5 protein-coding genes and 1 pseudogene are annotated in these 5,444 nt (G+C 69.0%); 5 read left to right on the top strand and 1 reads right to left on the bottom strand.

Annotated features, from left to right (window positions below; genetic code table 11):
* Positions 1-55 precede the first annotated feature (55 nt).
* Positions 56-607 (top strand): 50S ribosomal protein L17, encoded by a 552-nt coding sequence (gene rplQ, locus VIM54_RS07300; protein WP_331900152.1) that lies wholly within the window; start codon positions 56-58, stop codon positions 605-607.
* 59 nt (positions 608-666) lie between these two features.
* The gene (locus VIM54_RS07295; protein ID WP_331900150.1) at positions 667-1,689 is read left to right on the top strand and encodes a GNAT family N-acetyltransferase; all 1,023 of its coding nucleotides are present in this window, start codon (positions 667-669) and stop codon (positions 1,687-1,689) included.
* Here the strand turns inward: VIM54_RS07295 and VIM54_RS07290 are convergent.
* The gene (locus VIM54_RS07290) at positions 1,686-3,611 is read right to left on the bottom strand and encodes an acyltransferase family protein (protein WP_331900148.1); all 1,926 of its coding nucleotides are present in this window, start codon (positions 3,609-3,611) and stop codon (positions 1,686-1,688) included. The two genes, VIM54_RS07295 and VIM54_RS07290, sit on opposite strands and share 4 nt — an antisense overlap.
* Before the next feature lie 86 nt (positions 3,612-3,697).
* On the opposite strand from VIM54_RS07290, the gene truA reads away from it, so the two are divergent.
* From truA to VIM54_RS07275, 3 genes and pseudogenes are all read left to right on the top strand, one after another.
* Positions 3,698-4,627 carry a tRNA pseudouridine(38-40) synthase TruA gene (truA, locus tag VIM54_RS07285; RefSeq protein ID WP_331900147.1) on the top strand — a complete coding sequence of 310 codons (930 nt, stop codon included), beginning with the start codon at positions 3,698-3,700 and terminating at the stop codon, positions 4,625-4,627.
* A 169-nt stretch (positions 4,628-4,796) separates the two neighbouring features.
* Entirely contained in the window at positions 4,797-5,243 is a 447-nt protein-coding gene (gene rplM / locus VIM54_RS07280; RefSeq protein ID WP_331900146.1) for a 50S ribosomal protein L13, read from the top strand.
* Between the two features lie 31 nt (positions 5,244-5,274).
* Positions 5,275-5,444 (top strand): annotated as a pseudogene (locus tag VIM54_RS07275) (30S ribosomal protein S9); the annotation flags it as partial.

Below are 5,444 nucleotides of genomic sequence, written 5' to 3'. Positions count from 1 at the left end.
AGGGCGCGTCGTTCTCGACAACCTCACGACTTCTTTCACATCTGGAGATTAAGAAATGGCTGCACCAACTAAGGGACCCCGCCTCGGCGGTGGACCGGCGCACGAGCGCCTCATGCTTGCGAACCTCGCGGCTGCCCTGTTCACCCACAAGAGCATCAAGACGACCGAGACGAAGGCCAAGCGCATGCGCCCCCTCGTCGAGCGCCTGATCACGTTCGCGAAGCGCGGTGACCTGCACGCGCGTCGTCGCGTGCTGGCGGTCATCGGCGACAAGACCGTGGTTCACGAGCTCTTCACCGAGATCGCGCCGCTCGTCGAGCTGCGCGAGGGCGGCTACACCCGCATCACGAAGCTGGGCTTCCGCAAGGGAGACAACGCGTCGATGGTTCAGATCGAGCTCGTTCTCGAGCCCGTGTCGCCCAAGCCGAAGTCGGCCAAGAAGACTGCGGCCGCCGCCGCGGCTTCCGCGCCGGCCGAGGTCGTCGTCGAGGAGACCGAGCCCGCCGCGGATGAGGCTCCCGTCGAGTCTGCCGAGCAGGCCGAGGCCATCGAGGTCGAGATCGCCGAGGTCGACGCCGAGGCAGCACCGGTCGAAGAGGCGAAGTAACTTCTTCGAATACCAGATTTTGGCCCCGCACATCGAGCGGGGCCATTACTGTTTTATTCGTGAACGAGTCTCCTCTTTCCTCCCGGGTGGTGGCACCGTCGACGGTGGACATCCCGGAATTCCGCGGCACCGTGTGGCGACCGGCGCGGCGCGGCGACGTCGACGCGATCACCGCGATGATGCACGCCGCCGACAGGGTCGACCATCCGCGCTACCTCACCCTGCGCGACGAGGTGCTCGACAGCCTGGACAGCTCGTACATCGACGCCAGCCGGGACACCATCGTCGGCATCGACCTCACGAACTCCTACGTCGCCTTCGGCAGCGTCGCCCTGCTGCCCGGCAAGGAGACCCTCGTGCGGTCTGTGCTGTTCGGCGCGGTGGATCCCGGATGGCGGGGCAAGGGGATCGGACGCCAGCTGCTGCACTGGCAGGAGCAGAGGGCCCTGCAACAGCTTGCGACGTCGGACAAGCCCCTCCCCGGCTGGATCCTCGCCTTCATCGACGACGAAGCGATCCAGACGAACCACCTCTTCGCTCGCGCGGGGTTCCGCACCGCGCGGTACTACTTCGAGCTGCGACGCCGATTCGATGAGCCGATCCCCGAGGTCCCGCTGCCTGACGGGTTCTCTATCGCGAACCCCGTCCCCGCGAGACACGAGGAGCTCCGACTGGCGCGCAACGACGCCTTTCGGGACCACTGGGGCAGCCAGCCCACGACCGAGGAGCAGTGGGAGCGGTTCGCGCGCCGTTCCGTGTCCCGCCCCGACCTCTCCTTCGTGGCGACGGCCCCGACCGGAGAGGTTGCCGGTTTCCTCCTCACCGAGGTGAACCGGGACGACTGGCCGGGCCAGGGCTTCTCGTCGGCGTACATCGACCTCGTCGGGGTCACGAGGGCGTGGCGGCACCGCGGCATCGCCCCGGCGATGCTCGTGGAGGCCCTGCGCGCGATCACGGCCGAGGGTCTCGACAGCGCGGTGCTCGACGTGGACTCTGACAGCCTCACCGGGGCCCTCACCCTGTACGAGGGTGTCGGCTTCCGCCAGTCCGGCCGCAGCCGCAGCGTGCACAAGATGTTCTAGAGCGGGATGTCGGCGAGCCCGAAGTCGTTGGGCCCGAGCACGGGCGGAAGCTCCGCGAGCCGTTGCAGCGCATCGGTCACGGCGCGGGCGTAGATCGCTCCTCCCGCGCCACCGGGGTGGATCTGGTCGCGCGCAAGCAGATCCAGGTGCCCGGCGATCGCGTCCCGCCAGTTGGCGAGCTCCACGTCGCGATACTGCTGCGCGAACTGGGCGAGGGTGGAGTTCACGCCATCGGTCCAGCCTCGCGGCGCCTGCACGTTGATCACCACGATGTCGTGGCGGCTGCCGGCGATCGTCCTCACCTCGTCGAGGGTTGACCGGTCGATCGGGCCATTCGTGCCGAGTCCGATCAGCACGGTCGGCCGCAATGTGCCGGCTGCCATCATCCCCTGGAGGATCGACGGCACCGAGGAGAGCTGGCGCGAGACGACGGCGTCGATCTGGATGCCGGGGAAGGTCGCCTGCAACTCCGGTGCCGAGGCGAGCATGACCGAGTCGCCGATCGCGGTGATCTGGTCGCCGCCGGGCAGCGCGGCGGGTTTCCGGCTCGGCTGCGCCGTCGGCTCGCCCCTGCCGTCGGGCGACCGGTGGGTGTCGATCGACCGCTCGCCCTGCTCGACGGCGGCCTGGCTCGAGGTCTTGCCCGGATCGCTCGCGATGGCGGCGACCGATGCGCCGACCGCGACGGCGGCGAGGGCCACCGCGGCCAGCCCGGCGACGAGCCTCGGCGCGGAGGACCGCCATCCGCCCGTCCAGGCTCGAAGCGTTGTTCGGAAGCCGTTCAGCCGGATCGGGCGCTCCACGAAGTGGTGGGACGCGGCCGACGCCCCGACGGTGATCGCGAGCGCGACGGCGCCCATGGCCCAGCCGTCCCCTCCCGTGCGCTGCCAGCCAGACAGGGCGGCGATGACGAGCACGAAGACCGGCCAGTGCCAGAGGTAGAGACCGTACGATCGCTCGCCGATCCAGCGCAGGGGCGCGCTGTCGAGCACTCGGCCGAGGGGCGATCCGGCGCCGATCGAGCCGAGGATGGCCGCCGCCGTGAGCAGGGCGACACCGATCAGGCCGCCGCGGTAGACGAACGGTGCGCTCGCGGGCATCGAGACCGCGAGGGCGCAGAAGCTCACGATGGATGCCGCTCCGAGTGCGGCGCCGACCCTCGTCGCGCCTGGGCGGGCCAGGAGCCTCGCGAGCCCCCGGGGCGCATCGTGCACCAGGATCGCGATCGCCGCACCGATGGCGAGGCCGAAACAGTGGGTGTCTGTGCCGTAGTAGACCCGCGTCGCGTCGGCGCCCGGCTGGTAGATCAGCCACATCGCGGCGGCCGACGCAACGGCCAGGGCGACCACGAGGCCGATGCGGAGCCGCCGGGACGGCACGAGCAGCAGCGCGAGCATCGCCAGCGGCCACACCAGGTAGAACTGTTCCTCGACCGCGAGCGACCAGAGGTTGCGGAAGAGCTCGGGGGCCGTGCCGTCGAAGTAACTCTGGCCGGCACCGATCGACAGCCAGTTGCCGCTGAACGTGGCGGCGCCGAGCACCTGCCGTCCGAGGTGCACGAGCACGTCTCCGCGCAGGGAGAGCGCCACTGCGCTGCAGGCGACGACCACGAGCGCGAGGGCGGGGAGCAGCCGGCGGGCGCGGCGCATCCAGAATGCCCCGAGTCGGATTCTGCCGGTCGACGCCCTCTCCCGAAGCAGGAGTCCCGTGATCAGGAAGCCGCTGATCACGAAGAACACGTCGACGCCGAGGTAACCGCCGGGCAGGGCGCCGGGCGTCAGGTGGAAGAGGATCACGGCCACGACGGCGATCGCCCGCAGCCCGTCCAGGCCCGCGAACCGGTCGGCACGACGGTCGCCAGACGGCGCGGTCGCTGGGTCGGCAACCGCCGCTGAGGAGGAGAGGAGGAGGGAAGGAGTCATGGCGTGCAGTTCGAGTCTTGTCGTGCGAAGGGGCGAGGTCAACCTGAGGCGGAGGCGGCCATCGGATTCGCCAATAGACTTCAGACGTGGACGGGGAAGGCGTGATCGACGCGAGCACTGGCTACACGCGCATCCGGCTCGACATCGCGTACGACGGCGGAAACTTCAACGGCTGGACCAAACAACCAGGGCTGCGCACCGTACAGGGCGAGCTCGAGGCGGCCCTCGCGATCATCTTCGGCCGCCGCGGCCCGTCGCCGACGCTCACCGTCGCCGGTCGCACCGACGCCGGGGTGCACGCGACCGGTCAGGTGGCCCATCTCGACCTGTCGGCCGAACAGCTCGCCTGGCTGACCCGCCCGCGCGGAAAGAAAGCGACCGGCGGCAAGCGTTTCGACGGACCGACCGCTCTCGGGCGAAGACTCAATGGCATCGCGGGCCTCGAAACCGACGTCTATGTGTCTCGCGCGGCCGTCGCCCCCGAGGGATTCGACGCTCGCTTCTCCGCCGTCTGGCGCCGCTACGAATACCGGGTGTCAGACAACTCCGGCCCACGGAACCCGCTCGAACGCAACCGCACCCTCTGGTACCCGGCAGCGCTCGACCTCGACCGGATGGCGATCGCCGCGGATTCCCTCGTCGGCCTGCACGACTGGGCGGCGTACTGCAAGCCGCGCGAGGGCGCGACGACGATCCGCACCCTGCAGGAGTTCGCCTGGCGACGGGACGCGGACGGCGTGCTCATCGCCGAGGTGAAGGCCGACGCCTTCTGCCACAGCATGGTGCGTTCCCTCGTCGGAGCGACGATCGCGGTGGGTGAGGGCAAGCTCGAGGAGGATCGCCTTGCCGCGCTCCGCGACGAGCTGGACCGCACGAGCGAATTCAACGTCGTGCCGGCGAAGGGCCTCACCCTCGTCGAAGTCGGCTATCCGCCGGACGACGAACTGGCGGCGCGGGCGGAGGTCACCCGCGCCCGCCGGCCACCGCTCGAGACGCCGGAGACCGGCCCCGTTTGACCGCATCCCGGCGGATGGACTAATCTAGACCCTTGGTGCCTGCGCCCTTTCGCGCGGTACCCGAACTTGAGCCCTCCACCGGCAGTGTTCCTGGCAAGTCTTTGCCTGGGAACGCCCATCGGAGTGGGATTCACGAACGCCTCATTTCGACAAAGAAAGCAGCACTATTGTGACGCGCACCTTTTCTCCCAAGCCCGAAGATGTCCAGCGCGACTGGGTCATCATCGACGCGACCGACATCGTTCTCGGCCGTCTGGCGAGCCACGCGGCAGTCCTGCTGCGCGGCAAGCACAAGCCGACCTTCGCCCCGCACATGGACATGGGCGACTTCGTCATCATCATCAACGCCGAGAAGGTGGCCCTCACCGGCGCCAAGCTCGCTCAGAAGAAGGCCTACCGCCACTCGGGTTACCCGGGCGGCCTGACGGCAACCACCTACTCCGAGATGCTTGAGAAGCACCCGACGCGCGCCGTCGAGAAGGCCGTTCGTGGCATGCTCCCCAAGAACTCCATTGGTCGCGCACAGCTCACCAAGCTCAAGGTCTATGCAGGCGCCGAGCACCCCCACGCTGCCCAGCAGCCCAAGACCTACACACTCGGCCAGGTCGCGCAGTAGCGCGCACCAGTAACTAAAGGATTCGTACAACATGGCGAAGATCGAAGATTCAATCGACGAGGCAGTGCTCGAGAGCTACTCGACCGAGAGCCCGGCCGAGACCGCAGTGAAGGTGCCCCGCGCCGTCCTCAACGTGCCAGGAGCGGCCGTCGGCCGTCGCAAGCAGGCCATCGCCCGCGTGCGCATCGTCCCCGGCTCCGG

The organism is Lacisediminihabitans sp. (assembly GCF_036569425.1).
In the GTDB taxonomy this organism is placed as follows: domain Bacteria; phylum Actinomycetota; class Actinomycetes; order Actinomycetales; family Microbacteriaceae; genus Lacisediminihabitans.
Note: the sequence above shows the minus strand (reverse complement) of the source record. Positions and strands in the feature narration are given on the sequence as shown.